Source organism: Pacificibacter marinus, assembly GCF_018860505.1.
Taxonomy (GTDB): Bacteria; Pseudomonadota; Alphaproteobacteria; order Rhodobacterales; family Rhodobacteraceae; genus Celeribacter; species Celeribacter marinus_B.
Genome location: NZ_JAHKPU010000002.1, coordinates 16,500 through 40,514 on the forward strand (window position 1 = coordinate 16,500; position 24,015 = coordinate 40,514).

Here is a 24,015-nt window from a genome sequence, read left to right on the forward strand (position 1 = left end):
AATTCCTTTGGTCAATCTGCACGATTGGCTCAACAAGATTGACGTAAGGGAGGGCTGCGACCTGCAATGATCCGTGGCACATGCACGAGAAAGCGGCGGCTTGCGAGAGAGATCGTTTAAAGATACATAGCGCAGACTGGACTTTCCACATGAGGCAACATGTCAAAGACACTTAAAGAACGTTTCAAAGATCTTGAATACGGACGCGTGGGCGCCTTTGGCAATGATGTGTCGACACCACGCACGCGCCGACTGGCTTATTGGCACTTTCAATTGTTTGATCACGCGTTTTTACGGGGCCTTTGGCACAACCTGTATGAAATCGCCCCCGGCGTATGGCGCTCGAACCAGCCTTCGCCCAAACGTATCGAAAAATATAAAAAGATGGGGATCAAAACGATCCTGTCTTTGCGCGGAGATCCAAACCAACCCATCAGCTTTATGTTGCTGGAAAAACAGGCCTGCAAAGACCACGATATTACTTTGGTGACCGAAAAGTTGAGCGCCCGCAGCTTGGCCCCCAAAGAGACATATTTGAGTGTTTTGGATCGGCTGGAACAGCTTGAGCCCCCATTTTTGCTGCATTGTAAGTCTGGTGCAGATCGCGCTGGTTTGGTGTCAGCGCTTTATTTGTTACATATCAAAGACGCCCCGCTCAGCGAGGCCCGCAAGCAATTGCATTGGCGTTTTATGCACCTGAAAAGCACCAAAACGGGCATTCTGGATCACCTACTGGACTGTTATGAGGCTGACATCATGCGCCTTGGCGCGATTCCGATACGCCACTGGTTCGAGAACCATTTTGACCAAAAGGCAATCGCCGCGAGCTTTAAGCCTCTTTGGAAACACTCGTAACTGTGTAAATATCGCATCGGCGGCTTAACCATAGCCGCTGGCACGCTGGCGAAACGCCTCTTACTGTCAGGATCTTGAATGAGCGATACATTGCAGCGACAACCGAAGTCGACCAAGACATTGATGAGTTGGTTTTGGTCTGGATATTTGCGCCAATCAACCCCAGCCCTAATGGGGGCCTTTGGCTTTATGGCCATTGAGGGCATGATGCTTGGCGCGCTGAGCTATTTGATCAAACCCATGTTTGACACCATATTGGCCGCTGGCAGCACCTCGTCGATCACTTGGGTGGCTTTGGCGATCATGGGCGTTTTCGCGGTGCGTGCCTTGTCGTCTTTTACGCAACGCGTTTTGATGGCCACCGCCCAGCAACGCACCTCTGCGCGGGTTCAGACCAGTCTTGTGCAACATGTTTTGACCTTAGACGGTCCGTTTTTCCACAAATACCCCCCTGGAGTTTTGATCGAACGCACCCGTGGGGACAGTCAACAAGTGTCGGTTTTATGGGGGCAGCTGTTTACCTCATTGGGCCGTGATGTTGTTGGGTTAATATCTTTATTGACGGTAGCTTTGTACACAGATTGGCTGTGGACGCTGATTGTTTTATCGGCAACTCCGCTGCTGATCTGGCCGATTTCATCCTTGCAAAAATTGGTGCGGCGCACATCCTATCAAGCACGCGAGACCTCGTCTTTGGTGTCCAACCGCTTGGACGAAGTGTTCCACGGCACCACATCCATCAAGCTATCAGGCACGGAAGCGCGCGAAACCAATCGGTTTATGACCGCGATCAACGCCTTTGTGCGCTCTGAATTGCGCGCGGTGCGCGGCCAAGCGGCTATGCCAGCCTTGGTGGATTTGATCGCAGGGGTCGGGTTTTGTGCTGTGCTGTATTATGGCGGCGGGCAGATCATCAATGGCGAAAAATCCATCGGCGAGTTCATGTCGTTTTTCACTGCAATAGGATTGCTGATTGATCCAGCGCGGCGCTTGGGCATGGCAGCGGGTGTTTGGCAGCAGGCTATGGCGCCGATTGAGCGTTTGCACGAAGTGTTCATGCAAAAGCCGACAATCATTGACCCTGCCACACCGAAATCCTTGCCTTGCCCAGCCGAGAAAGCGGATGTGCAGCTTGACGATGTGGTGTTTTCCTACACCGATGCGCCTGTGCTGCGCGGCACCAGTTTCACCGCCAAGGCAGGCGAAACCACAGCTTTGGTTGGCGCATCTGGTGCGGGCAAATCAACGATCTTTAGCCTATTGACCCGTTTGGCCGATGTGCAATCTGGCGCGATCACTTTGGGCGGTGCCAATTGCCAAGACTTGGCGCTGTCAGAGTTGCGCGGTCTGTATTCCGTTGTCTCCCAAGATGCACTTTTGTTTGATGAGACCATCCGCGATAACATCACCATGGGCCAAGATGTCGATGACGCGGCACTGAAAACAGCAATGGATGCGGCGCATGTGAGCGACTTTGTGGACGGGTTGGATCAAGGCTTGGACACGCTGGCTGGACCTCGCGGATCAGCCTTGTCAGGCGGGCAACGTCAACGCGTGGCGATTGCGCGGGCTGTCTTGCGTGATCGGCCTATATTGCTGTTGGACGAAGCCACATCAGCCTTAGACGCGCAATCTGAGAAAATCGTGCAAGAAGCGTTGGAGAAACTGTCACAAGGCCGCACAACTTTGGTGATCGCGCATCGCCTATCGACCATTCGCAGCGCCCATAAAATCGTGGTGATGGATCACGGCCAAGTGGTCGATCAAGGCACCCACGATGAATTGTTGGCGCGCGGCGGGCTTTATGCCGATCTGTACCGTTTGCAATACTCTGACGGCAAAACCATCACCGATAACCGCGGAGTGACTGCGCGGGACGCACGCCAAGCAGATAGCGCAACAATCGCCACAGATTCCGCGCCCCTTGGGCTAACCAGCCGTTTGTTTGGTAGCGTGTCGCGTCTATTTGGACGCAAAGCGGGCTAAGGGTGATCTGGCCTTTGAGTGCGCGGGCGATGGCCACGTCTTCCATCAAGGGCTGATCGGGATAGCCGCCGATGCTGTCATATAATCTGCGCGAAATCAGCAAGGCTTGATCGCCGTAAGGCAGATCAAACACACGGCTGCGCAGATTGGCCCAAGCACTTGTCATCTTCGGCATAAATCCGGTACTGCGAAACGAAAGCGAAAAGGCAAGCCCGTCACGGCCTGACTGAATGTGCTGCAAGGCAGCGTCTGACCAGCCGTCGGGCAACCAGGTATCAGCGTGCAAAAACAGCAACCAATCCCCTTGTGCGGTATCTGCGCCGCGCGCCAATTGCCCGCCACGGCCTGCGGGGCCTGCGATAAATGTTGCCCCCACCTCGCCAGCCAATGCCGCGATATCATCTGTTGATCCGCCGTCTGAGATCACCAATTCGCGCACCAGGCCAGCATTCAGGCCCTCCATCACCCGCGCCAAACTGTCGGGTAAACTGGCGGCTGCGTTAAGCGTTGGGATAATGATTGATATTGGTGCGCGCATTGTGATGTCCCTTTGCAGATCAGCCACTGGTGTCTTTGCCCCAAACACCTATATGATCGCCATGAACAAAGGAATGCATATGAACACTCTGCCGCCCCACTCGCAAGATCGCCACGTGATCGCGCTCTCCGGCCCTGACCGGATCAAGTTTCTGCAAGGCCTCGTGTCCAATGACGTGAGCAAGCTTGGTGACTCCGCCGTCTATGCAGCCCTTTTGACACCGCAGGGCAAATTTATGGTGGATTTCTTTGTGATACCACAGGGCGACACGATGCTGATCGATGTGGCCGCATCCGAAGCTCCAGCTTTGCTCAAGCGTTTGACCATGTATAAAATGCGCTCGAATGTAACGCTTGAAATGACGGATTTGATCGTGTCACGCGGCGCTGGCAATACGCCCAAAGGCACCTTTGCCGATCCGCGTCATGCAAAAATGGGATGGCGTGCCTATGATGGCCGCCCATCCGAAGACGTGGATTGGGATGCCCTGCGAGTACAGCACTGCGTGCCCGAAACAGGCATCGAGCTGACGCCTGACACATATCTGCTGGAAGCGGGCTTCGAACGCCTGCACGGCGTTGATTTTCGCAAAGGCTGCTATGTCGGCCAAGAAATCACCGCGCGGATGAAACATAAAACCGAATTGCGCAAAGGGTTGACTACTGTGAGCATCATTGGGGCTGCCCCCATCGGCACGCCGCTTAAAACCGAAGACGGCAAAGAGGCAGGCACTCTGTTCACGCAAAGCGGCGGTAAGGCCATTGCGCATCTGCGTTTTGACCGCGCAAAGGGGCCAATGACAGCAGGCGACGCGCAGGTCACTTGGGACGGGTAAAGCCCGCACGCTGTGCCTCAACGGCAGCATAGCAATGGCAGTCGGGCGCGTGATCGTTGACCAAGCCCATCGACTGCATAAAGGCATACATCGTTGTCGGGCCTACAAATTTCCAGCCGCGTTTTTTTAGATCTTTGGAGAGAGCAACCGAAGACGGCGAAGTCGCAGCAGGATACTCTAGCGCGGCCAGTTCTTCGGCACCGGGTTCAAATCGCCAAATATAAGCGGCCAATGACCCCTCGCTTGTCACCATTTCGATCGCGCGCTGTGCGTTGTTGATTGTCGCTTTAATTTTGCCGCGATGACGTATAATGCCCGCATCCTGCACCAAACGTTCCACGTCTTCGTCCGTGTATTGCGCGACCTTATAAAAATCGAAATCATCAAAAGCCGCACGAAAATTATCGCGTTTGGCCAGAATCGTCCGCCAGCTTAGGCCGGATTGAAACCCTTCCAAACACAGTTTTTCAAACAAGCGCTGGTCATCGCCCTGCACAAAGCCCCATTCGGTGTCGTGATAGACCTGATAAAACGGAAAATCTGGTGCGGCGAACGCCCAGTTACAACGGATCTTACCATCTGGACTTAGGGTGGAATGAGACATCGCGGGTTCCTTATGTGCAGCGCCATTAAACGCAAAAGGCCGCCCAAAGGCGACCTTTAAAACATTGTAAGCTTAAACGTTTTTAAACTTACGCACGCTCTGAGTATTCCATGGATTCTGTATTGACGATGATGTCTTCATCTTGCGCCACAAATGGCGGCACCATGACTTTAACGCCGTTGTCCAAAATCGCTGGTTTGAATGAATTGGCTGCCGTTTGACCTTTGACCACAGGCTCTGTTTCGACCACTTTGCAGGTCACTTTTTGTGGCACAGTCACGTTGAGTGCTTCCACATCATAGTATTCGATCACAACAGTCATGCCGTCTTGTAAGAACGGACGACGATCGCCAAGCAAATCGGCAGGCAGTTCGACTTGTTCATAAGTCTCTGTGTCCATGAACACGAGCATGCCGTCAGATTCATACAAGAACTGCTGGTCTTTTTGCTCAAGGCGCACACGCTCAACCTTATCGGCAGAACGGAAACGTTCGTTCAATTTGCGACCATCACGCAGGTTTTTCATTTCCACTTGCGCAAAGGCGCCGCCTTTACCTGGCTTGACGTGATCGACTTTAACAGCGACCCACAAACCATTCTCATGTTCAAGTGTATTTCCAGGACGAATTTCGTTCCCGTTGATTTTTGGCATGTGCACACCCGCGCTTAGGTTGAAAAAAGATTTATCCATCCTATATCTGGACAGTCTGGGTGGCGCAAGACGCGGATATAGGTTCACGTTGGCAGAAAGCCAGTCACTAGACGCATATCAGGTATGCAAATACAGTGTATCCGAATCGTCACGAACATGTCATAAGGCACCTCACGCCGAAAAGACAAGACCAATAAAACAAGGATAAACCATGGCTGATTTCGTTGACGGCTCCGCATTCAATTATGAACAAGGCCAACGCGCACGCAAGCTGTTTGCTGCTGTTGTACTTGCCGCTTTGGATGACGCGATCGCCGATAACAAGAAATACGGCAATGGCCCTGAACAGATCGCCCGTTGGGCACGGTCTCGTGATGGGCGCGAAGTTTTGTCATGCTCAGGCATCGATCCAAACGAACGGGTTGTGTCTGGTTTGATGGAATTCGTATCTAAGGGCATCCGCACATCGGTTGCTCTGTCACGTGAAGAAAGCGAACGCCGCAACGCTCAGCAAGCGGAAGCTGCTTAATTCATTAGAGAAACTGCCATTTCTTACCAAAGACGCGCCTCGGGAAACTCGGGCGCGTCTTTTGTTTTACGCCTTTCAAACTTTGCCCCATACTGATGTCATTCCACCAGATCAGTCGAAAGGCGAGGATATGACCCAATCCCCAAAGGGCGGTAAAATTGATATCGCAAATGTGCCAGCCAAGATCGGCACGCTCTATCCACCGCCCCATCACATAAACACCAAAGCCCGCGAGAAACGCGCGCTGGGGGAAGCCGTGGGCCTCAACCAGTTCGGCGTCAACATCACACGGCTTGGGCCAAACACGTGGTCCGCCCTGCCCCATTGGCATGAACGTGAAGACGAGTTTGTCTATGTCATCGAAGGGCACCCAACCTTGATCTATGGCGACACAGAAGAGCAACTCGCCCCCGGGGACTGCGCAGGCTTCAAGGCGGGTATCGAAGTTGGCCACTGCTTACAAAACCGCACAGATAAAGATGTCGTGATTTTGGAAGTTGGATCGCGCATCACAGCAGAGCGCGCATTTTATCCAGGGCTGGATCTGATGGTAGATACCGCCTCGCCGCATTTTTATCACCACTTGGACGGCACGCCTTGCAAAGACGTGAAAAGACGCGGGCCGAATGATGACTGACCTTTGCCCTCACCGCAATTCGCATTAGAACAGCACTCAAGAAACGAGGTGCGTATGGCGCGAGCGATTATGATCCAAGGGGCTGGCTCCAATGTGGGAAAATCCATGTTGGTTGCTGGCATTGCGCGTGCGCTTTGCAAACGTGGCTATAAGGTCGCGCCGTTCAAGCCGCAAAACATGTCCAACAACGCAGCCGTCACATCGGATGGCGGTGAAATCGGGCGTGCGCAAGCCTTGCAAGCACGCGCTTGCGGCCTTGCCCCGCACACCGATATGAACCCCGTTCTGCTGAAGCCTGAAACAGATGTGGGTGCACAAGTTATCGTGCACGGGCATCGTGTCGCCACAGTGAAAGCGCGCGATTACGGTAAGATGAAAGCGACGTTGATGCCTGCTGTTTTAGACAGCTTTCAACGGCTTGCCGCTGATGTGGATTTTGTAATCATTGAGGGCGCGGGCAGCCCTGCCGAGATCAACCTGCGCGATGGAGACATTGCAAATATGGGCTTTGCCGAAGCCGCTGACGTGCCTGTGGTGCTGATCGGCGACATTGATCGCGGCGGCGTCATTGCGCAACTTGTGGGCACCCATGCCGTTCTGCCGCCAGAGGACAAAAATCGCATCAAAGCCTTTGCCGTCAATAAGTTTCGCGGCGATGTCAGCCTTTTCAAAGACGGCGCAACATCTATTGAAGACATGACGGGTTGGGCCAATTTAGGTACGATTCCTTGGTTTGCGGATGCCCATAAGTTGCCAGCAGAAGACATCATGGACATCGCCTCAAGCGGTGATGGTCATATCAAAATCGTTGTACCGCGCCTGTCACGCATTGCCAATTTTGACGACCTCGACCCGCTGGCCTCTGAACCCAATGTCACGATTGAAATAGTCGAAGCAGGTCGCCCCCTGCCCGCAGATGCAGATATCATCTTGCTGCCCGGCACCAAATCCACCATCGGGGATTTGGCCTACCTGCGTGCACAGGGCTGGGACATCGACATCTTAGGCCATGTGCGTCGTGGTGGACATGTTTTAGGAATTTGTGGCGGATATCAAATGCTTGGAACTTGGATCAATGACCCAGACGGGATTGAAGGCACAGCGGACCGCGTGGCGGGCCTTGGGCTTTTAGACGTGGAAACTGTGATGACTGGCGACAAACGCTTGGCCGAAGTCACAGCACGCGACATTGCAACCAACACATCACTGAGCGCTTATGAAATTCATATCGGACGCACAACAGGCATGGATTGTAACCGCCCTTGGTTTGACGTTGAGGGCCGCCCTGAGGGCGCGCAATCAGCGTCTGGCCGCATCAAAGGCTGCTATCTGCACGGGTTGTTTGCCTCGGATAGCTTTCGTCACAGTTATCTTGCCCCCTTTGGTTTAGACGCGCCGCAGGGTGATTTTGAGGCTGGCGTAGACGAAACCTTGGATGCACTAGCCCAACATATGGAAGCCCATCTGGACCTCGATATGCTGATCACATTGGCTGAAAACGTCTGAGATTAAAAATCTGACTATTCGAATTCGCGCAGGGTCAAAGCGCGCCGGACTTCGCGACGCACCAGACGGCGCACATTGCTGGTGATCCGTTCGCCCAAAGCGCCTTGTAATTCTTCGCGAATCACAGTGGCAATCATATCGCGCAAGGCCTCTTCCTCGAGCATGTCATCATCCGCGTATCCTGCGAGCGCCAAGTCCTCATCTTCGTCGTCATCCAAAGCATCCAACACCGACTGTAAAGGTGGCACGGACCCGGTAGACTCTGCTTTGACTTCAGGCTCGCTGGCTGCCACATCAGGCTCCACAGTCCCGCTAACTGCATGCTCACCTGCATCAAAGGCGTCTTGCGCAACATCAACATCAGGCGCTTTGGGCGCTGCTGCGTCAACCTCCGCACCAGTGGCAGTGGAAACATCCGTTTGGCGCTCGGCTTGCGCTTTGACTTCAGCAGCTTCCGCCAATTTATCGAAATCAGCAGTGCGAAAATTCAACACGCGCGCAGTAGAATTCACCAAAGCCTGCGGGAACACCTGCGGGCTGTCCTCATCATCGTCATCATACCCGCTTGCATCCCAGTCATTGGATTTGGCTTCAACTGCACTTTCAAGTTCCGCGATGCGCTCCTCTAGCGACAATCCAGCCGCACGATCTGCCGCCTGCGCATTTGGGCTGTCATCGTAGGCAAAGGACCATGCAGTGTCTTGCGCCTCAACATCGTTATCTTGCATCAACACCTGCGCGGCGTGGACGGCATCCTCGACGATCGAGGTCGCGCGCGCCGGCGCCGACTGAGTGTTGAACGCGGGCTCGGTTTCCTGTTCAGGTTCGGCCTGTGTAACCGCCTCATCGTCCACAACACTGGTTTCGTTTTGAACCTTTTGCGCTGATGAAAACTCATTTGTCAGAGTTGTGTCAGAACCCAAATCTGTATCAGAATAAGACTGTGGCTCACTGTCACTCTCTGGCACCGCCGCAGGGACGACCTTAGGTGTGAGAGTTGGAATATGTGTCGCATCTTCGACCTCAAGCACCAAAGGCGCGAGATCATCAGGCGTGGCCACAGTGTCAGCCGGCTCAGCGTTATGATCATCAATAGATGCAGTATAGGGTGCAGAACGGCCATCGATCACACGCAAATCCGGCGACAGGACCAACCGTTCAGGCGGTTTTGTCTGCGATTGTGCCCGCAATTGCGGATCATAGGTTTCCGAAACCAATCTACGAATAGACGCTAGCACGTCATCCGCGCCCATATTTGTCATTGGATCAGACATTCCGATTCCCTCGTTCTGCTGCCGCCTATGGTAGCCAGCTTCTGTGCCACGCACAACAAATAGAAAATCCGCTCAGGCACGCCCAAGCGGATTTTTTTTCAAAATTGTTGCAAAGGCTTATTTGCGGCCCAAAGATTCCAAGACACGATCCAGTTTCGCACCTTCAGCGCTGACATTGCGAGAGGGCGCCGTTTTCACGGCATTGTAATAGGCGGCAGGATCATACACCGGCACATTCAATTTCAAATGGTCTACGGTCATCAGACCCATCGCGTTAAGCAAAGTATAAATACCAGCCTCGCGATTGATTCGTGCCTGAATGGCGGAGACTTGTGCATCCAGCAAATCTTGCTCAGCTTCCAACACATCCAAAGTGGTGGACGCGCCCAATTCCGCTTCTTCTTTCACGCCTTGATAGGCAACGCGCTGCGCTTTGACTGAGGCTTCTGTCGCTTGAGATGAGGCATCATATACAGACAGCATAGCCCAAGCCGTACGCACACCTTGTTCAATCTGGCGTGTGGTTGTGAGAAGCGTTGCGCGTGCCGCATCACGATTGGCCATAGATTCGCGAATAATGGACGCGCTGTTACCGCCAGAATAAATCGTACCACTCGCCGTGATGCTGAGACTGTCTGTTGTGTTATCTGCGTCGAAAGCATTTTCACCGAAGTCGCTGCTAAACGCCCGCGATGCACTGGCCGATACAGATGGAAACAAACCGCGTTCGGCGATTTCGACGGCCAAATCCGAGGCCGCGATTTGGTGCTGTAAAGCTTTGATGCTTGGATGGGTGCGCCTTGCAACTTGCACGGCCTCTTCGACTGTTTTGACTGGTGTCTTTACAGCCGGCGGGCTGGACAGATTGGATGGGTAGGTGCCAACGGCAACCTTATAGACTTCGCGCGCGGCAGAAACTTGGCCCTGAGCCACTGCAAGATCAGCACGCGCAGACGCCAATTGGGCTTCGACTTGGCTAACTTCTGTGCGGGTAATTTCGCCCACTTCAAACCGATCTTGGGCAGCACGCAAATTTTGCTGCATCAAACGCACCGAATTGGCGCGTAGGTTTGCCTGTGCATCATAGTAACGCACGTCCATATAAGCCGTGACCGCATCAGCCAAAACGTTTTGCTCAATGGCGACAAGGCTTGCACGCGTGGCCAAAACTGTTTCTTTGGCCGCATCGATGTTCAGCTTATTCCGTCCAAACGTGTACAGCGCCATGCTAGACGAAAACGTCAACGCCTTGGTCCAAGTTTCGGTAGAGCTGCTGTAGCTTGCCGATGTAGAATAGCTCAGCGTTGGGCGCATCAATGCAACGGCTGCAGCAACACCTTCGTCTGTCGCACGCAGATTTGCACGATTTTGTTCGAGCAGACCTGAATTCTTATAGGCCGAAGCCAAAGCGTCGCCTAGCGTTTCGGCAGATAGGGCTAAGGGGCTCAGAGCCGTTCCAATAGCCAAAAAACTGGCTGCGAGTGTTCGTTTGATGCCAAGTTTCATGTGCCTGCCTCATCTGTTAAACGGGGCGGCCTTTTGACCTGCCCAAATCGATATCAAAGCGCGAATGCGCGATCTGCCTCAAACCCCGGAAGCACCGGAGCCGTTGCGTTAAACGCCAAACGCCAAGTGATGTCACCGTTTAACTTGTACCCTATGCGTGCAATTCCAAGAGGTCCCTCTAAGAAAATTGCACAAATGCGCCCACCTTCTTTGATTTGGTCTAAAATTGCAGCAGGAATCGCCTCAACAGCGCCTTGCAACACGACAACATCGTAAGGTCCGTGTTGTGGTGCACCGGCGGTCAAAGCCGCCATCTCGACGACAACATTGTCAGCCCCAGCCTCAGCTAACGCTGATGTGGCATCCTGAGACAGTGCGTCATCTTCTTCAACAGCAATCACAGCCTGCGCCATTCGTGCAATCACGGCCGACGAATACCCAAGGCCTGTGCCGATATCCAGAACCAATTCGTCGTCCTGAATGTTGAGCGCATCCAACATCTTAGCCAAAACACGCGGATCAAGCGCCACACGGCCATTGCCGAGTGACACATGTTCACCAACGTAGGCTGCAGCACGTTGTGCCGTCGGCACAAAGTTTTCGCGGGCCACGGTCAACATGGCTTCAATGATCGGAAATTTGGTTACATCTGAGGGCCGCACTTGAGTGTCGACCATCATGGTACGCAGTTTTGCAAAATCTGTCATGAGCTGAACTCTTTCGTTCACATAGGAGTCTCTTGCGTTATTGCCATATCACAAGACATACGGCAACATGCGAATATCATACATTTGGCGTCTTGCAGCCCCCGCATCCTTGGTATAAACCCCGCTCAACCACAACGAGGCGAGTTGGCGGAGTGGTTACGCAGCGGATTGCAAATCCGTGTACACCGGTTCGATTCCGGTACTCGCCTCCATTTAAAAACAATCACTTACATCACTCCTTGCCGTGTTTGAGGCCCCGCGTTTACAGGGGCGTTTACATTTTTGTGTCTTGAGACAGTGATTTTGCTCGATTGAGCTTGCGCAAAACCGCATCGCTTTCGTCCGGGCTAACCTGCGCATAATGCTCGATTACCTGCGCCGCGTAGCGAACCGACCACCCCATCAACACCGCAATCTGGCGCAAAGACAGATCGGCATTTAGCAATCTTGTCGCCGCCGTCCCGCGAGTATCAGACAAAGTCTTCTCTCTACCGTCGATCCAAGGGGGGATTTGAGCTTCGCGCCGCCACTTGGTGATCTGGTTCGATGCCCAACGGGCCGTCAAAGGCCTGCCAAGCTCTGACACCAGCAGCACATCTTGGCCTTCCGGCGTCTCTGTGATCAATTTCTCAAGGGCTGAGGTAGCTGGGATATATGCGATCTGGCCGCGCTTACTGGTCCTGAAACGCAGGCGTTTGCCATGCCGCGTGTCCTCGAATTGGTCCATTTTAACCTGAACCAGATCAGCCGCTCGCAATCCGGTTTCGCATCCGGCGGTCAGGATCCTCTGCACCCATTTCGGCGCGTGCTTATTGAACTGGGCTATGTCGCCACTCGTCCAGATGATTTCTGTTCGGTTCGATTGGTAGAGCTTCTTGAGCTTGTGACAGTGATGCTCTTTTAGCTTTCCCTCTTCCACCGCCCAATTGAGGACGCGTGTCGCATGGGTGCCTGCCATATCGTGCTGCTTGGGCGAATGAAGCCACTTCTTGCGCCAATTGTTGACCTCGCCCCGCGAGGCGCGCTCTTCGAACATGGCGACAGGATCGGTACCGAACTCCTCGCGGAACAGGTCCAGCCATTTGCGGATATCAGCCTTTGAACGCTCAGCCTTGGGCAAGGACGCACTGGACAGAAAATCGTCGACCAAGTGAGTCGTCAGATATTCAGCCGGGCTCACAGGCGTGCCGCACTGTGAAAACGCATGATAGAATTCGGGCTCTTTGGGGTTCGGGTCCGTCCCTTCCCAAAATTTGGGGCCGCCCCGCCAGGCATAGAAATGGTAGCGAACCCCCGACACAACCTTGCGCCGGACACGGTGGACACCCTTGGGAAGATTACTTCTGGGCACGGCGCGCTCTCCGCTGTGCGACAAGGCTCGGTTGCGAAGTGGCCTCGCGTTCTGCCGCGCTGATGCCCTGAACAGCATCCAATCGCGCGCGAATGAGCTTCGGGTCATACCACCCGCGCCGCCCCGGCACCGGAGCGATGCCAGTCCTGCGGCAAAAGTCGTAGAAGGACGCGCTCGGTTCATTGTAACCGAAGAGAAGCGCGAGCTCTGGGGTTGGAATCAACTGGATATGGCTTGGGCTCATTTTTCAGCCCTCTCACCCACGGCTTCTTGCCGGGACATCGCTGCCCGCAAACAAGACACCACCTGCGCGCCCTGTGAGCGCAAGTTCCGCACGGCCTCTTCTTCAAGCCAGGCTTTCACGTCCGCTGGTAGGTTCAGTTTGAATTGGGTTGTCTTCATATTTACACCTCAACAAAAGGACATTAAATGTCCATATCATTGAGGACAAATATTGTCCATCATGGAATCATGAAAGATGAAGCCTTGGTCCAATTCAAACTCTTGCTTCCTGCCGCGCTGAAGAAGCGTCTGGAAACACATGCCACCCTGAACCGGCGCAGCCTGTCGCAGGAAATCGTCGTCGCCCTAGAGGATAAGTATCCGGCCACAGAACCGGATGCGACGTCTGATCCAGCAGCCCGGCTGCTCTTCTGGCTTGCCAAACGCATCCGCCGAAGGAACCCGAAGCCTGGCTCTCCTAGGGACAAGCAAGCCGCCCTGTATGAGCGTATTGCGGGCGACATTGCTGAGCGCATGAAGGACATCGGCGAATAGCCCTAGTAGGCCACCCACTCATATCCGTGGGTGCCTTCGTGATCCTCCCATTCAACACCGACCCCGCGACGCCAGCTTGACGACGAACAGCGCCGCGACGGCAGAACCCATTGCGGAGCGGCCGCTGGTGTCATGCGTTGCCAACCGAATTCACCCTGCGTTCCATAGGTCCCGAGGCGCATGTTGTAACTTTCAGAGCAATCATCATCACGGCCACGTTCGCGATGACTATAGTACCGCACATCCCAGACGCGGATCGAGCGCACGAAATCGAATTCCAGACCACTGATGTCGATATCGGCACCGCCTTCAGCCACCTGAGCCAGAATGACTTCGCCGAGTGCCTGACCATTTCGGTAGCTGGCCTCCCAGATTCTAGGGGCCGTAATTTGCAACGGAGCGGGCTCAGAAACACCCATCGGGCAGCGCCAGATTTGCAACGGCGGCTCAATCGGCCAGGGCGTAATCCTGCGGATAAACACAGCACGGGCATGGGCGCATTCTGCTGACGCGGGCCACCCACCGGCCAGGCAAAGCAGAATGGCGCAGTCCACCTGATAGGCTTTCGCCGCTTGTGGAGCCACGGTTGAAAGCAAAGCCATAGCGACCCCGCCGAGCCAATTCCTGATGAATCTGCACCGCATATCAATTCATGCCTTTTGATTACATTATTGCACTATTGTTACCCTACCGCCACTCTCTGCCTTTACACCATATGCGAGCATGCTCTTTGTGAGGCTCGCGCGCGTTTTGTGGAATATATTCCGTAGAGCGGTTCTTGTGATCTGGCCGAATACAGGCCATGAAATTTCGAGAACGAGTAGGGTTAAATATCCGGAATCTAAGAAATTCCAGAGGATTGAGCCAAGAACAACTAGGCTTAGCTGCGGAAGTCGATCGCAGCTATATCAGCGAGATCGAACTCGCTAGGAATTCAGCATCGCTCGATGTTCTGGAGAGGATCGCAGATGCTCTCGGCGTCGATCCCAAGGAATTGTGTAACGAGAGGGGCTAGTTATGCCCGAACATGAAAGTGTTCGCTTAACGGCCGAAGCCATCGGCCGCATTACGTGTATAAAGACAGGCGAAGAAATCGGCCTGCTGTATCGGTGGGACAATGGCGAGACGCAGGCAGCGATCTATGAGAACGGCTCGATCGAGTTGCCAGACTACCAAAATCAGGTCAGGGAACCAAGCCTTTCCGCAAAGCGCAGCTAACGGCCGGTAGACCCATTTCGACCGATTCTGCGCTTGGCATGAGTGGGTGAGAACCACAGCGCGTTGCTGACATTGGCCGTGGCAAGGACGGCCCAAAGCATGCGTAATTGGGCTGCCCTCTGTTCTGAGGTCGAGCTCCCGATAAGATCACAGGATGACTGTGAACAAGGGAGATGAGAAATGGATTACTTTGCTGGAATAGACGTATCGCTGCGATCCTGTGCGCTTTGCATTGTTGATGGCAAGGGAACAGTGCTGCTTGAGCGAGAGCTACCTTGCGAGGTCAGCTACATCGTTGAGTGCCTTGGAACGTTTCCCCATCCGATTGAACGGGTTGGTTTTGAGGCGGGCACGATGAGCCAACATCTGTTTTTTGGCTTGAAGGCAGCGGCCCTTGACGTCGTTTGTATGGAGGCGCGTCAGGTCAATGCCGCGCTGTCAGCAATGCGCAACAAAACAGACAAGAATGATGCGCGCGGCATTGCTCAGGTACTGCGCACCGGTTGGTTCAGCCCTGTTCACATGAAGAGCCGCGAAGCGCATGGCGTCCGTGCGTTGCTGAGTACCCGCAAAGCGCTCCTGAAGAAGACAATGGATCTCGCCAACGAGGTACGTGGTCTGTTGAAGATCTTTGGCATTCGCCTGCCCACGACTGTGAAGCACGGCAGTTTTGACGGTGTTGTTCGACCGTTGATCGAGATGGACGACGTTCTGGTCCATGCTTTGGTGCCGCTGCTGGATGCACGCGTGGTTTTGTATCAGCACTTTTTGGAACTGGATCGCAGGGTCAAACGCGCTGCCAGCCAAGATGACGTGTGCATGCGGATGATGACGGTCCCAGGCGTTGGTCCGATTGCATCCCTGACTTTCAAAGCCGCTGTGGACGATCCGACGCGCTTTAAACGATCTCGCACTGTTGGCGCGCATTTTGGGCTGACCCCGCGACGATACCAGTCTGGTGAGCACGACAATCCTGGCCGCATCTCGAAAGCGGGGGACAGGGATGTCCGCGCAACATTGTACGCAGCCGCCAACGCTTTGCTGATGCGAACGATGGCCGGGTCCCAGATCAAATCCTGGGGTATGAGGCTGGTGCGGACCAAAGGACGTCGCCGCGCCGTTGTCGCCGTCGCTCGCAAACTCGCCGTCTTGCTCCACCGGATGTGGATTGATGGCACGGAATTTCGTCAGGATCAGGTGGGAGGCAAAGCATGATCTAAAACGCCAACACCAAACCTGACGGGGTCGTCCCTCACCGGACGAGGTTCGTGGAAGAAGCCGAAAATGGCTGCTGCGCCTCTTGAAGCGCGTCTCAAAGCAAGGCTCTCCACTGCCGATCCGACATATGCGTGCAGCGGTGCCAGCACGGCATCAACCAGACTGCGAAGAGAAGCGTGACCCGGATGAGTGACAAAGACCCGAAAGAAAGAAGGAAAATGAGCTTGACCCAAACACCCAATTAGAGAAGCCGCCATTGACAGACCTTGCAGCGAAGGGCAGAATTGAGTTCAAATTGAACAAATTTTGGCAAAGCAGCGCATGTCTCCTATCACGGTAGTGACAAAAGTCGCTCAGCAGGCTCCGAGGCTATGAACGGGCTTTTTTGATGCATCAAACGGCGTTTATTTTCAAAATGCTAAAAGAAGTTTTTTTGGGTAAGGAGCATTTTCTATGAACGCATTAAAATGAACCGACAAATGTTAAATCAAAACACTCTCGACACTTTCATGAATACTTTCATCGGCTATGGCGATTTCAATGCTGACACTTGGTTCATTGGTATGGAAGAAGGTGGGGGCAATAGCCTTGAGGATGTCCAGACCCGCATCGGCATATGGGCGGAGCGTGGAGGACGTATCCTTGAGGACTGCGCAGAGTATCATCACGCGATTGGAGTGGGTCATTTATTCACTCCTCCAGTGCGTGCCGCACAACGCACATGGGATTGGCTTATGCGGGCACAACTTCTATCCGAGGGTAAGGCTCATGACATTACTACATCAAAAGTGATGCAGGGCGAGCGTTGGTTGCGAAGTGGGTCTAAGACCTGCGGAATTGAGTTGTTGCCACTTCCTTCACCCAAGACAAGTGTTTGGCACTACAACCAATTCTCAAATGATCCGATCCTGCGCAATCGGGCCAGCTATAAAGCTGCGATGTTGCCAACGCGGATCACGGCGATCAAAAATGCTATTAACACCCACAAGCCGCGTAACGTAGTGTTCTACAGCAAACAATATCAAGCTCATTGGCAACAGATTGCGGGTAAGGATTTTGTCGAAGTCGACGGCCTGCAGGTCACGCATTCACGCGACACTAGTTTTTTTTGCACCATGCATCCGGCGGCGCAAATAAAAGGTGCCGGCAAAAAAATTGCCTATTGGGAAAACATCGGTAGGCGGCTGGCGGGCTCAGAATAGCATCTTAGTGTCCGAAAGATTTTCGGCGAAAAACGACCCGTTGTTGATCCAATGGATAGCAGCAATTAGTGCGTCGATAGCAAAAGCACACTTTACCCGCATAGCTGACCTTGGTGCAAACCGCAGCGAAGGTCCGGTTTCCGCCCAAGGTGTCTATCGACACGAACGGCCCTTAGCGGCCCCTGATCAGGCCACCAAGCGCTGCGCCACAGCTTTCGCATTGCGGACATTGAGGCAAAGCATCTTTCAAGTGTAGTTCGTGGTAGATGAGCGCACTGTGATTGAGCAATTCAGTATGAGGTCAGTATGATTGAACACGTCAAAATCCTATGTTGTCGAATCTCATGGATGAAAGAATATAGATCAAGGGAAGAGCGTCCATTTTCTTATCACAGCTACATCCGTGACGGAAACACCCCAGCAGAGGCTCTGAATTTTCGAGCTTGCGATGACAACCTGTTTAGAGGCTACGTTCCTGTTGGGGACGACAAGAGCGGCAACTACGGAAAGATAGCAATCGAACGGCTTGGTGCATCAAAAAACGCTGAACGAACGTCACCAGTTGTTGTCGTTTTTTGTGCTCCCCATGAACAGAATGGTGGCCTTCGAATTGTAGGTTTCTACCCAAGTGCCACCGTTCTTCGAAAGCCTGAAATTTCTGAACTTCCTGATCGAACGCCAATCACGCGAGTGATTGCAGATAGCGCGGTTCTTATCCCTGAAGCAGAGCGTCACTTTGCAATTCCCGGTCGAAAAGAAGGTGGATTTGGTCAGTCAAGTTTGTGGTATGGCTTAAATGAAGAGACGCCGTTACGCTCTGACGTTCTCAAGTATGTTCAAAATCAAACTGCCCTACCTGGCGATCAACCAAGCGTAATTGAGTATCGCCGAAAGAGACTTCACGAACGATGGGAAGGTCGGGCAAACTCGCGCCACCTAATTCACGAAAAGGGTTACTGTTGCGATGCATGTAACTATTCCATTTCAGAAGCGGACCAACCGATTTGGGGTAGTGGATTTGAGTTGCACCACCTCCTTCCTTGGGCAGATTTGAATGAAGGAGACGAACGAGCGCTAAATGCCAGCGACTTTGCCGTATTGTGCTCGACCTGCCATCGCGCAATCCATCGGTCTCTGTATGTTTCGGACGTCGCAACATTTCGAACAAAGGTTTTGGCAAAACGAGGATTCTAGTTAGTCTCGGCCCATTGCCGACATTGGCTCGTCGTTGGGCATGCTGCGGTGCGGCCTGTCAAACTGGTCATTCGCTTTGAATAATACTGTTCCTCCCAGCCTTGTCCCGTGGTAGTTAAGTGGGTGCTTTTGATCAGATTTATTGGGCTAGGTTATGACAGATATTCTCTACAAGTACCGTGCGGATGGCAAATTTACGGAGAGCATAATAACGACTAAGAAAGCTTATTTGGCTACGGCCCATCAACTAAACGACCCGTTTGAATGCACTCTCCAGGAAGTGGCCCCAGCTTGGTTTGAGAAAAATATCCAAGAAGGAATGAGCGCGTCAATCTTGGGCTTCATGATGGAAGCTCAAAGGGCGGCGTCTAATGGCGAAGATTTCTTTGGATATACATCTGATAAGATCTCCTTTGTGACTGAGAAAATAGCTTCGTCGGAAAATTTAGATACAAAGTACAATGCTTGGAGAGCTTTTATGCTGGACCACACCGGCCATGAACCGTCCGACATTCGAAAAACACTCTATCAAATGGACACTCAACTCACGGAAACTGGTATCCTTAGCTTATCCATAAATCCCGTTCAGGACTTGATGTGGGCTCACTACGGCGACAACCATTATGGCGTCTGTTTCGGCTTCAAGCGGGCTGCTGGATCAAAGCTAGCTGATCCAAATCACTGTCTACCTGTACGGTATTCGGATAAACTACCAGAGATGGCCGATGATGGACTGCAGACCGCTTTGACCTTGGCGGTTGATGAGAACGGGCAGCCGTATACTTCAAGTCTCAAGATGGCCTTTACAGATAAGACATTTCAACGTGTCATTTCGACGAAACCAACTTCGTGGGCCTATGAGGAGGAAGTTAGGTACGTCGAACCATATTCTGGTCTCTGCGATCTACCCGGCCCTTTGATAGAAGTCATTTTTGGTCTCAGGTGTTCAGCGGAACGACAGGAGCACTACATAGAGCTGTTGCGTGATCATTCAGACAACGAAGTCCGATTGTTCAAGATTAAGAAACGTGATGGCGGAAACACTCTTGAGCGGGTCGAACTGGAGCCCCCGATCTTGCAACCGCGAGCAAGATCGTTGCCAGACAATAAGCTTGAGCAACCTAGGGAGATGTCCGAAAAGGAGCTTGCGGCATGGATGGAACAACTTATCCAGAAAGAAATGTACGGAGAGGTGATTTTTCAAACTGCCGAGAACCTGTCAAGATCGCCTGACTCTCCTCTTTTACGTCACATAAAGGCCACTGCCCATGGGCTCGCCGGAGAACACGACAAAGCGCTTATCGAATACAAGACGCTCTCTAATAGCTTTCCCGAAGTTGCCGCTGGTTGGTATGGCATGGCATGCGCCTACGAGGCGATGGGACAGTTAGAGAAAGTGGTCGCGCTTCTGCGAACAGCATACAACTTGAACGAAACAGACCCAAGCATCACATTAAACTTGGGAGTTCACCTGGTCTCCGACAAGCAAACCCTCGAAGAAGGCATGACGCTATTGCGCAAAGCTGATGAGTTGGGCCACCGACGGGCACGACAAATTATCAACAGTTATTCCCAGAGAAAATTATAATACTCCCGGCCCTGAGCTGCAATTCGACTTTTTAGGTCAATGCTGCGATTGCAGCCCGCATTGTTGACATTCGCTATGGGGCGGACGACGCGCGGTGATGCCCGCTGGTTATGGCTCAGCACACCCCCACGGCTAAGCGTTTCTGTCTTATACGTCTAGCGTCGGATCTCTTCGCTGGTATGACGCTTACTTGGACGGGGCAGCAGGCGCCATACATTCCATGCAGAGACTTTGCGCCACGGCATTTACCGCAGTGCAAAGGTTTAGGCGTTGACCACGATGTGATCGAGTGTAATGCCCGTATCACCGTCCAAGCGGATCACCACGGGGACCTCTTGGCTCGAATAATCGGGTTCATAGACCACGATCACGTCAGAATAGCTCCCGTCGTCTGCATGAGTGATTTCAATGCGATCGATACTGTCTAAATCTCCGTTGTCGATCATCAAGACGTCCTCAGTGATGTCAAAGTCGGTGATCCGCACAAAGGCGTTCTCGTTCTCGACAGAGTAAGCTCTTGGGCTCACATGAATCGTGTCCGCGCCCTCTCCGCCGGTGATCACGGTGGTTTCGTCATCGGCGTTGAAGTGATCATTTACGGTAAACGTATCATCGCCGGCCCCGCCAAAGCTCGTGGTGCCTGCATCGACCTGAAGATTGTCATTGCCATCGCCACCATAGCCCGTCGCGCCATAGTCTAGGCTCACAAAGTCATCTCCAGAGCCACCGTGGGCCTCGGAATTTTCACCGCTGACAATAAGACTATCATCGCCCGTGCCGCCCATTGCGGTGCCCGCGCTGATGCTGATCCTATCATCGCCTTCGCCGCCATCAACGGTATCGACGATGAACCCGGTAATATCATCGTCGCCCGCGCCGCCTTCGATGACGATACCAGTGTCAAGATCGGTGCCGTCATCGGGCCAATTGAAACCCAAACTATCAGTCCCCAACCGTGTGACGCCGGGGCCATAGGCGTTGATATCATCATCCCCATCACCGCCAATAAGGGTCACATCGAAATTATCTGTTTCGAGACGGTCATCCCCGTCACCACCCTCAACTGTGATGTTGTCTTCGTCTGTGCTGATCCAATCAAAGCCGTCGCTGCCAACTGTGTCTTCGGTGACGATCGTTTCTGGAATACCATTAATCGTGACTACATAATCCGTTGGAAGAAACCCCACTATATCATCCCCGTCCGTATTCGCAGTGAGGTAATAGCTGTCGATGGGCGTGTTTGTCTCGATATCGCCGACGCGGGCGCTTGGGTCTTCGTTGGCCTCAACCTGCGAAAGATCAACAACCCCCAGAAGTTCAAGATCATGGGCCTCTTCAAAATCATCAAGCTCGAAATAGCCGCCGTCATCGCCAGGGATATCAGTACGATTTTCCCAGTTTTGACCGGACCAATCCACGCCCTCGGGCACCAGATAAAAGCGCGCCTCGTCCCGTTCGAACTCATCTGAGTTGGGTTCGGTATCAGTATAGTACATGACGGCGATGCGGCCGGTTTCATCTTCGCCAAGCTCAATAGACACGCCCGTTTCCGTTAACGAAAATGACGCCCCAAGATCAGCGTCTGCGTCTGCGTCTGCGTCGATTGTGTCGTCGTCGCTTTGGTAAAGGACCCCGACGTCGCTTTCGTCGTTAGCGCGATTGGTGTCGCCTGAGGCGTTCTCGTCGTCATCGGGCAAAAGGCTATCTATTGCTAAGCCTGTTCCTAACATTGATAATAAAATAAGTGCGAGCATGACGCCCCCTAAAAAAAATAAAAAAATGGTTACACTTTAAACTGTAGAGTCGCGCTTACTCTCTGTCTACCCGCCCCCACACATGCGCAGCTTTTATCCTGCGGCGTTGGTCAATGCGGGTTAGAAGCGGACGTTTGCTGCGGTTGAAAGTGCCGCGTGCCGCCGAATGTCTGCTTTCTCATTCGGTTGGACTATATTTCGCACGCGCAGCGAATTCACACTTTCCGCCCTTGGTGTTTTTCGCTGCGGTCGCAATACTCAGAAAGCGGTTGTTGAGGCCGGCGCGGCGAATTCACACTTTACCCCGCATGGGAGACCTTCGCCGCAGCTTTGTTGAGCGCCAGCTTTCCCTACTCGAGGACCGGTGTCATTTCCTCACGCCGTCCAGAAGCTCCAAAACGCGCGCGTAGTCTTCGGTGAAGTCCCTAACCTGCTCAAAAACCTCCCGTCGCTCCTGATCCAGGCAACGGAAGTACCGCTCGACATCGGTAAAATACGTCTCCGCATCACGCTGCAACAGATCTGCATAGGCCTGCACGTCATGTGCATTGGTCGGCATCCAGGGCGGCACAGGCGGCAGACAACTGCCCGCGATCGAGGCAGAACTCCAGCTCAGAACGATCATAACCGCCAATGTTTGTTTCAAAAGCGCCATATTATCTTGGCTCAGCCACTCCGTTGCAGTAAATTCGTTTCAACGCATGAATGGCGCAATAACGCAAATTGCACCTATTGATTGCATAATTATAATATTGTATCGGTTCGGTAGTCCATGAGGGACTGCCGGGCTCATGCGAAATTCTGCAAGGCTCGATCCTATGAATTTGATGCAAGACGCCCCAAATGTTGTCAGCGAAGAAGGGCTGCGCACACTGCTCGCCGAAGGACATTCGGCGGATGTCGTGTGCCGAGTTACGCCCAAACGTACAGGTGCTCAGTGGTCCGGAGTTTGGACCGTGCATTGCGTCTCGCCAGATGGCGAGACGCGCCGCCTGCTTGTCACCGCGCGCAACAACATGGCTGCTCGGGAATTCAAGACGATCAACGGCTTATCCAGCTTCCTTGCGGGCCTTGGTGTTTCGATCGTCTCAATCCCCATGCTCGAAGGCAAGGTTGCCTCGCACAAGCTGCACGACGCGGGCTAAGCCACTTGCCGTCCTCGCAGCATTCCTTGCTGCACCCGCCTATTCTGAAGGCTTCGTGCTTTCCATGCGGGCCGATGGCCAGCTGGAAACCAAAGCACCCCAATCAGGGTTTGCACAAAGCTATGTCGACGGGATTGGCGCAAACCCACCAGAGCTGATTGTTTTTGCAGCGCCAGAGCCTGAAGCTCCCCCACCTGCACCCGCCCGCGCAGTTCCCCGCCCCGAAATCCTCGCTGCCATTGAAAGCACCGCGCACCGTTATGGTGGGCATCCTGCACTACGCCGCGCCGGGCTCTCAGTGACGGAATGGCAGACGCTGTTCCAGGCCAATATCGAAATCGAAAGCGCCTATCGCCCGAATGCGCGTAGTCCCGTAGGCGCGATTGGCCTCGGACAGTTGATGCCAGCGACGGCCGCGCAGCTCGGCGTGGATCCGCATAACTGGCAGGCCAATCTGGATGGCTCTGCCCGTTACCTTCTGATGATGTTGGCGCAGTTCGGCACGCCCGAACTCGCGCTTGCCGCCTACAACGCGGGGCCTGACGCGGTCGCTCGCCATGGCGGCATCCCTCCCTACCGAGAAACCCAAAATCACGTGCGCCGCGTCATGGCCGTGCGTGATCGACTGACTGGAGCCTCATGATGCACATTCAATTCCGCACGATCCTGTCGCTGGCTCTGGTCAGTTTGATGATTGCCAATCCCGCGCTCGCGCAAAGTATCGACCTCTCACCGGTGCAAAACCTTCTCCAAGGCATCGTCGACACGATCACCGGCCCCTTGGGTATTGTCATCGGCACGCTGGCTTTGATCGGTGTGTTCCTCTCCTGGCTCTTCGGAATCCTCGACTTCCGCCAAGCCCTCTGGGTGCTGGTCGCTATCGCAGGCATCGCAGCTGCGCCGACCATCGTGACCGCCATCTGGGGCGCGTAAATCCGG

The 24,015-nt window shown here is 53.5% G+C and carries 24 protein-coding genes, 1 tRNA gene and 2 pseudogenes; 17 read left to right on the forward strand and 10 right to left on the reverse strand.

The window, feature by feature from the left end; genetic code table 11:
* Nucleotides 1–159 precede the first annotated feature (159 nt).
* Both KO503_RS00100 and KO503_RS00105 read left to right on the forward strand, forming a co-directional pair.
* Nucleotides 160–855, forward strand: coding sequence for a phosphatase domain-containing protein (locus tag KO503_RS00100; protein WP_215989574.1), 696 nt, complete (start codon nt 160–162; stop codon nt 853–855).
* 189 nt (nt 856–1,044) lie between these two features.
* Nucleotides 1,045–2,460, forward strand: a pseudogene (locus tag KO503_RS00105) (ABC transporter ATP-binding protein); the annotation flags it as partial.
* A 241-nt stretch (nt 2,461–2,701) separates the two neighbouring features.
* On the opposite strand, the gene KO503_RS00110 reads toward KO503_RS00105, so the two are convergent.
* Nucleotides 2,702–3,379: a TIGR04283 family arsenosugar biosynthesis glycosyltransferase gene (locus tag KO503_RS00110; protein ID WP_215989575.1), complete on the reverse strand. Its 678-nt coding sequence runs from the start codon at nt 3,377–3,379 to the stop codon at nt 2,702–2,704.
* Between the two features lie 79 nt (nt 3,380–3,458).
* Between KO503_RS00110 and ygfZ the strand changes: the two genes are divergently transcribed.
* Nucleotides 3,459–4,214, forward strand: coding sequence for a CAF17-like 4Fe-4S cluster assembly/insertion protein YgfZ (ygfZ, locus tag KO503_RS00115; RefSeq protein ID WP_215989576.1), 756 nt, complete (start codon nt 3,459–3,461; stop codon nt 4,212–4,214).
* Here ygfZ and KO503_RS00120 read toward each other — a convergent pair.
* Complete coding sequence (locus KO503_RS00120) at nt 4,198–4,818, reverse strand: DNA-3-methyladenine glycosylase I (RefSeq protein ID WP_215989577.1); 621 nt, start codon at nt 4,816–4,818, stop codon at nt 4,198–4,200. The genes ygfZ and KO503_RS00120 overlap by 17 nt on opposite strands.
* Nucleotides 4,819–4,906: 88 nt before the next feature.
* The gene (gene efp / locus KO503_RS00125) at nt 4,907–5,470 is read right to left on the reverse strand and encodes an elongation factor P (protein ID WP_215989578.1); all 564 of its coding nucleotides are present in this window, start codon (nt 5,468–5,470) and stop codon (nt 4,907–4,909) included.
* Nucleotides 5,471–5,681: 211 nt separating this feature from the next.
* On the opposite strand from efp, the gene KO503_RS00130 reads away from it, so the two are divergent.
* The 3 genes from KO503_RS00130 to KO503_RS00140 all read left to right on the forward strand — a co-directional run bounded on the left by KO503_RS00130 (nt 5,682) and on the right by KO503_RS00140 (nt 8,142).
* The gene (locus KO503_RS00130) at nt 5,682–5,999 is read left to right on the forward strand and encodes a DUF6280 family protein (protein ID WP_215945413.1); all 318 of its coding nucleotides are present in this window, start codon (nt 5,682–5,684) and stop codon (nt 5,997–5,999) included.
* Between the two features lie 130 nt (nt 6,000–6,129).
* Nucleotides 6,130–6,636, forward strand: coding sequence for a cupin domain-containing protein (locus tag KO503_RS00135; protein ID WP_215989579.1), 507 nt, complete (start codon nt 6,130–6,132; stop codon nt 6,634–6,636).
* Nucleotides 6,637–6,690: 54 nt separating this feature from the next.
* Nucleotides 6,691–8,142 (forward strand): cobyric acid synthase, encoded by a 1,452-nt coding sequence (locus tag KO503_RS00140; protein WP_215989580.1) that lies wholly within the window; start codon nt 6,691–6,693, stop codon nt 8,140–8,142.
* Nucleotides 8,143–8,156: 14 nt separating this feature from the next.
* Here the strand turns inward: KO503_RS00140 and KO503_RS00145 are convergent, their stop codons facing one another.
* From KO503_RS00145 to KO503_RS00155, 3 genes and pseudogenes are all read right to left on the reverse strand, one after another.
* Complete coding sequence (locus KO503_RS00145) at nt 8,157–9,416, reverse strand: hypothetical protein (protein WP_215989581.1); 1,260 nt, start codon at nt 9,414–9,416, stop codon at nt 8,157–8,159.
* Between the two features lie 117 nt (nt 9,417–9,533).
* Nucleotides 9,534–10,862: pseudogene (locus KO503_RS00150) on the reverse strand (TolC family outer membrane protein); the annotation flags it as partial.
* Nucleotides 10,863–10,975: 113 nt separating this feature from the next.
* A complete protein-coding gene (locus KO503_RS00155; protein ID WP_215989582.1) occupies nt 10,976–11,629 on the reverse strand; it encodes a protein-L-isoaspartate O-methyltransferase family protein in 654 nt (217 codons plus the stop codon).
* A 138-nt stretch (nt 11,630–11,767) separates the two neighbouring features.
* On the opposite strand from KO503_RS00155, the gene KO503_RS00160 reads away from it, so the two are divergent.
* Nucleotides 11,768–11,841, forward strand: a tRNA-Cys gene (locus tag KO503_RS00160).
* A 62-nt stretch (nt 11,842–11,903) separates the two neighbouring features.
* Here KO503_RS00160 and KO503_RS17955 read toward each other — a convergent pair.
* Nucleotides 11,904–12,980, reverse strand: coding sequence for a tyrosine-type recombinase/integrase (locus tag KO503_RS17955; RefSeq protein ID WP_215989583.1), 1,077 nt, complete (start codon nt 12,978–12,980; stop codon nt 11,904–11,906).
* 429 nt (nt 12,981–13,409) lie between these two features.
* Here KO503_RS17955 and KO503_RS00170 point away from each other — a divergent pair, with 429 nt between their 5' ends.
* Nucleotides 13,410–13,757, forward strand: a complete 348-nt coding sequence (locus KO503_RS00170) for a hypothetical protein (protein ID WP_215989584.1) — start codon at nt 13,410–13,412, stop codon at nt 13,755–13,757.
* Nucleotides 13,758–13,759: 2 nt separating this feature from the next.
* Here the strand turns inward: KO503_RS00170 and KO503_RS00175 are convergent, their stop codons facing one another.
* Nucleotides 13,760–14,359 carry a hypothetical protein gene (locus KO503_RS00175; protein WP_252730856.1) on the reverse strand — a complete coding sequence of 200 codons (600 nt, stop codon included), beginning with the start codon at nt 14,357–14,359 and terminating at the stop codon, nt 13,760–13,762.
* 200 nt (nt 14,360–14,559) lie between these two features.
* Here KO503_RS00175 and KO503_RS00180 point away from each other — a divergent pair, with 200 nt between their 5' ends.
* The 6 genes from KO503_RS00180 to KO503_RS00205 all read left to right on the forward strand — a co-directional run bounded on the left by KO503_RS00180 (nt 14,560) and on the right by KO503_RS00205 (nt 20,177).
* Entirely contained in the window at nt 14,560–14,772 is a 213-nt protein-coding gene (locus KO503_RS00180; protein ID WP_108785920.1) for a helix-turn-helix domain-containing protein, read from the forward strand.
* Between the two features lie 2 nt (nt 14,773–14,774).
* The gene (locus KO503_RS00185) at nt 14,775–14,975 is read left to right on the forward strand and encodes a hypothetical protein (protein WP_215989586.1); all 201 of its coding nucleotides are present in this window, start codon (nt 14,775–14,777) and stop codon (nt 14,973–14,975) included.
* A gap of 180 nt (nt 14,976–15,155) precedes the next feature.
* Nucleotides 15,156–16,190 carry an IS110 family transposase gene (locus KO503_RS00190; protein WP_215989587.1) on the forward strand — a complete coding sequence of 345 codons (1,035 nt, stop codon included), beginning with the start codon at nt 15,156–15,158 and terminating at the stop codon, nt 16,188–16,190.
* 482 nt (nt 16,191–16,672) lie between these two features.
* Nucleotides 16,673–17,395 (forward strand): hypothetical protein, encoded by a 723-nt coding sequence (locus KO503_RS00195; protein ID WP_215989588.1) that lies wholly within the window; start codon nt 16,673–16,675, stop codon nt 17,393–17,395.
* A 306-nt stretch (nt 17,396–17,701) separates the two neighbouring features.
* Nucleotides 17,702–18,589, forward strand: coding sequence for an HNH endonuclease (locus KO503_RS00200; protein ID WP_215989589.1), 888 nt, complete (start codon nt 17,702–17,704; stop codon nt 18,587–18,589).
* A 154-nt stretch (nt 18,590–18,743) separates the two neighbouring features.
* Nucleotides 18,744–20,177: a DUF2971 domain-containing protein gene (locus KO503_RS00205; RefSeq protein WP_215989590.1), complete on the forward strand. Its 1,434-nt coding sequence runs from the start codon at nt 18,744–18,746 to the stop codon at nt 20,175–20,177.
* A 263-nt stretch (nt 20,178–20,440) separates the two neighbouring features.
* On the opposite strand, the gene KO503_RS00210 is transcribed toward KO503_RS00205, so the two are convergent.
* A complete protein-coding gene (locus KO503_RS00210) occupies nt 20,441–21,931 on the reverse strand; it encodes a calcium-binding protein (protein WP_215989591.1) in 1,491 nt (496 codons plus the stop codon).
* Between the two features lie 367 nt (nt 21,932–22,298).
* The gene (locus tag KO503_RS00215) at nt 22,299–22,586 is read right to left on the reverse strand and encodes a hypothetical protein (RefSeq protein WP_108785953.1); all 288 of its coding nucleotides are present in this window, start codon (nt 22,584–22,586) and stop codon (nt 22,299–22,301) included.
* Between the two features lie 163 nt (nt 22,587–22,749).
* On the opposite strand from KO503_RS00215, the gene KO503_RS00220 reads away from it, so the two are divergent.
* The 3 genes from KO503_RS00220 to KO503_RS00230 all read left to right on the forward strand — a co-directional run bounded on the left by KO503_RS00220 (nt 22,750) and on the right by KO503_RS00230 (nt 24,009).
* The gene (locus tag KO503_RS00220) at nt 22,750–23,076 is read left to right on the forward strand and encodes a hypothetical protein (RefSeq protein WP_215989592.1); all 327 of its coding nucleotides are present in this window, start codon (nt 22,750–22,752) and stop codon (nt 23,074–23,076) included.
* A gap of 64 nt (nt 23,077–23,140) precedes the next feature.
* Nucleotides 23,141–23,719 (forward strand): lytic transglycosylase domain-containing protein, encoded by a 579-nt coding sequence (locus KO503_RS00225; protein ID WP_215989593.1) that lies wholly within the window; start codon nt 23,141–23,143, stop codon nt 23,717–23,719.
* The gene (locus KO503_RS00230; protein WP_215989631.1) at nt 23,719–24,009 is read left to right on the forward strand and encodes a TrbC/VirB2 family protein; all 291 of its coding nucleotides are present in this window, start codon (nt 23,719–23,721) and stop codon (nt 24,007–24,009) included. Before KO503_RS00225 ends, KO503_RS00230 begins: the two co-directional genes overlap by 1 nt.
* Nucleotides 24,010–24,015 lie beyond the last annotated feature (6 nt).